The following is a 2,474-nucleotide window of genomic DNA, read 5'->3' as shown; positions in this document are numbered from 1 at the left end:
ATCAGCATGACGTGGCGGTCGGGCGCAATGCTCACCAGGCGAATCCGCAGCAAAGGCGCTTCGTGCAGCGAGAACGGACGAATGAAGCCTTCCATTGCTTCTTCCACGCTCGCGCCCGGCATCTCCCGCCATTCAAGCGCAAAGGACGGAGCAGCCGCAACAATCTTTTGCACCAACTCTTGCCCGTTTAACTCAAAATACGTCCGCAACGCCTCATGCCGTTGCAGCAAGCCTTCGCACGCAGCCTGCATCCGCTCCCGGTTGACAGCCCCGTGCAGCAAAAATACGCCCGGAATGTTGTAAGCCGTGCTCGTTTCGTCAAACTGCTGCAACGCATACAGCCGTTTTTGCTGGGAGGAAACCGGATAGTACGGCGCTTCCGCCGCTTTTGGAATCACGACAGCCGCCTGCGGCGCTTTTTGCCGAATGAGCGGCACCAGCTCCCGGATCGTCGGATGCGCGAACACCTCTTGCATCGTCAGCTGCACCTGGAAGGCGGCGGAAATTTTCGCTTTCAACACAATTGCAGCGAGCGAATTGCCTCCCAACTCAAAAAAGTGAGCGCTAGAGGAAATGTTCTCGATGCCCAATGTTTCTTTGAAAATAGAAGCAAGAAGCTGCCCATCTTCCCCCGCCAACATTTCCGACGCGGCCATATCCCCATCGTCGCTCGCCGTTATGCGTGGCAAAGCTTTTCTGTCGATCTTGCCGCTGGACGTATGCGGGAGCGCAGGGAGCTGCTGATAGTGCACCGGAACCATGTAAGCAGGCAGATGCCGCTGCAAATGTGCTTTCAGCTTGCCAATGTCGACCTTCTCCGTCGCGCTGAAAAACGCGCACAGCACCTTGCTCTCCGCTTGTGTTCCCTGGCTGACCACGACAACCGTCTCGATCTTGTCTGTATAGGACTGGATCGCTGACTCGATTTCTCCTAGTTCAATCCGGAAGCCGCGCAGTTTGATTTGCGTGTCTTTTCTACCCAAGTAGGCAATGTTTCCGTCTTCCAGCCAACGGGCCAGGTCGCCCGTGAAGTACAGTCGTTCTCCGGGGAGCAGCGGCAGTTCCCTGAACTTTTCTGCGGTCAGCTCCGGGCGGTTGAGATAGCCTTTTGCCAGCTGGATGCCAGCGATGCACAGCTCTCCCGGCACGCCAATCGGCGCCAAGCCGCCTTCTTCGGTGACGATGTACAGTCGGGTGTTCGCTACTGGCTTGCCGATCGGAATTAGCCGATCTTCTGCCCGCACTTCATAGAACGTCACGTCAATCGACGCCTCGGTAGGGCCGTACAGGTTGTGCAGCTCTACTCCCGGCATTTTTCGGAAGAAGCGGTCCTTCACTTCGATGCTTAGCTCTTCGCCGCTGCAAATGCAGCGCTTGAGGCGAGAAAAGGAAGCTTCATCCGCGTTGTCCGGCAAGGTGTGGAGAAACGCTGCCAGCATGGACGGTACAAAGTGCAGCGTTGTCACTTTTTGTTCGTCGATGAGACGATAGAGATACTCGGGGTCTTTTTCTCCGCCTGGTTTGGCGAAGCAGAGTACCCCTCCGATCATGAGCGGCAAAAACAGCTCCCATACCGAAACGTCAAACGTATAGGTCGTCTTTTGCAGCACGATCTCGTTTTCGTCCATGCCGTAATGCGCCGCCATCCAGCACAAGCGATTGGACATGCCGCCGTGCGTTAGCATGACTCCTTTTGGCTGGCCTGTGGAGCCGGATGTGTAGAGCACATAGGCCAGGTCATCCGGCAAAAGTGGTACACCCGGGTTGGTGCGCTCATAGCTGGCGTACTGCACTTCGTCTTCCAGATCGTAGACGGCAATCTCAGCAGAATCTGTAAAAGTCATTTGCTCGATCAGCTTTGTTTGGGTCAATACGAGACGAGCACTGCTATCTTTGAGCAAATACTGAATCCGTTCGGCTGGCGTGGCGGGGTCGATTGGCAAGTAGGCTCCGCCTGCCTTTTCAATCGCCAGCAGCCCGATGATCATCGTCAAGGAGCGTTCCGCCACAATCCCTACGATCTGGTTTTTCTCGCAACCGTGATCGAGCAAAAAGCGTGCCACCTGATTCGCACGCTCGTTCAGCTCGCGATAGGTCAGGCTCTGCCCTCCGCATATCACCGCTTGTTCGTCGCCGCGCACGCTTGCCTGCTCTTCGATGAGCGCCACCACGCTGCGGCTCCAGTCCTCATCTACACGCGTCTGGTTGAAGCCGTCCCGCAGCAGTTGTTCTTCCTCGGCTGAAATCAAGCGAATTTCCTTGATCAGTTGCTCAGGCGCCTGCAAAATTTCTTGAAGAATTTGCGTATAATGCTTGCCCATGCGCTCCACCGTAGAGGCGGCAAACAACGCCGTCGCGTACTCCAGCGCAAAGCCGATTTGCCCTTGCTCTTCCCACGCTTGCAGCATCAGGTCAAACTTGGCGATGCCGCTGTGAATGTCCTGGCGTTGCACGTCCAGCCCGCGAATGCGCAA

Annotated in this window: 1 protein-coding gene; it reads right to left on the bottom strand. The window is 56.2% G+C overall.

The annotated features are described in order from the left end of the window. On the bottom strand, positions 1–2,474 hold a 2,474-nt coding region (locus tag M2298_RS28155), incomplete at both ends, for a non-ribosomal peptide synthetase (protein WP_280649363.1).

This window comes from Brevibacillus sp. 1238, from assembly GCF_029892995.1.
GTDB lineage: Bacteria > Bacillota > Bacilli > Brevibacillales > Brevibacillaceae > Brevibacillus > Brevibacillus parabrevis.
Note: the sequence above shows the minus strand (reverse complement) of the source record. Positions and strands in the feature narration are given on the sequence as shown.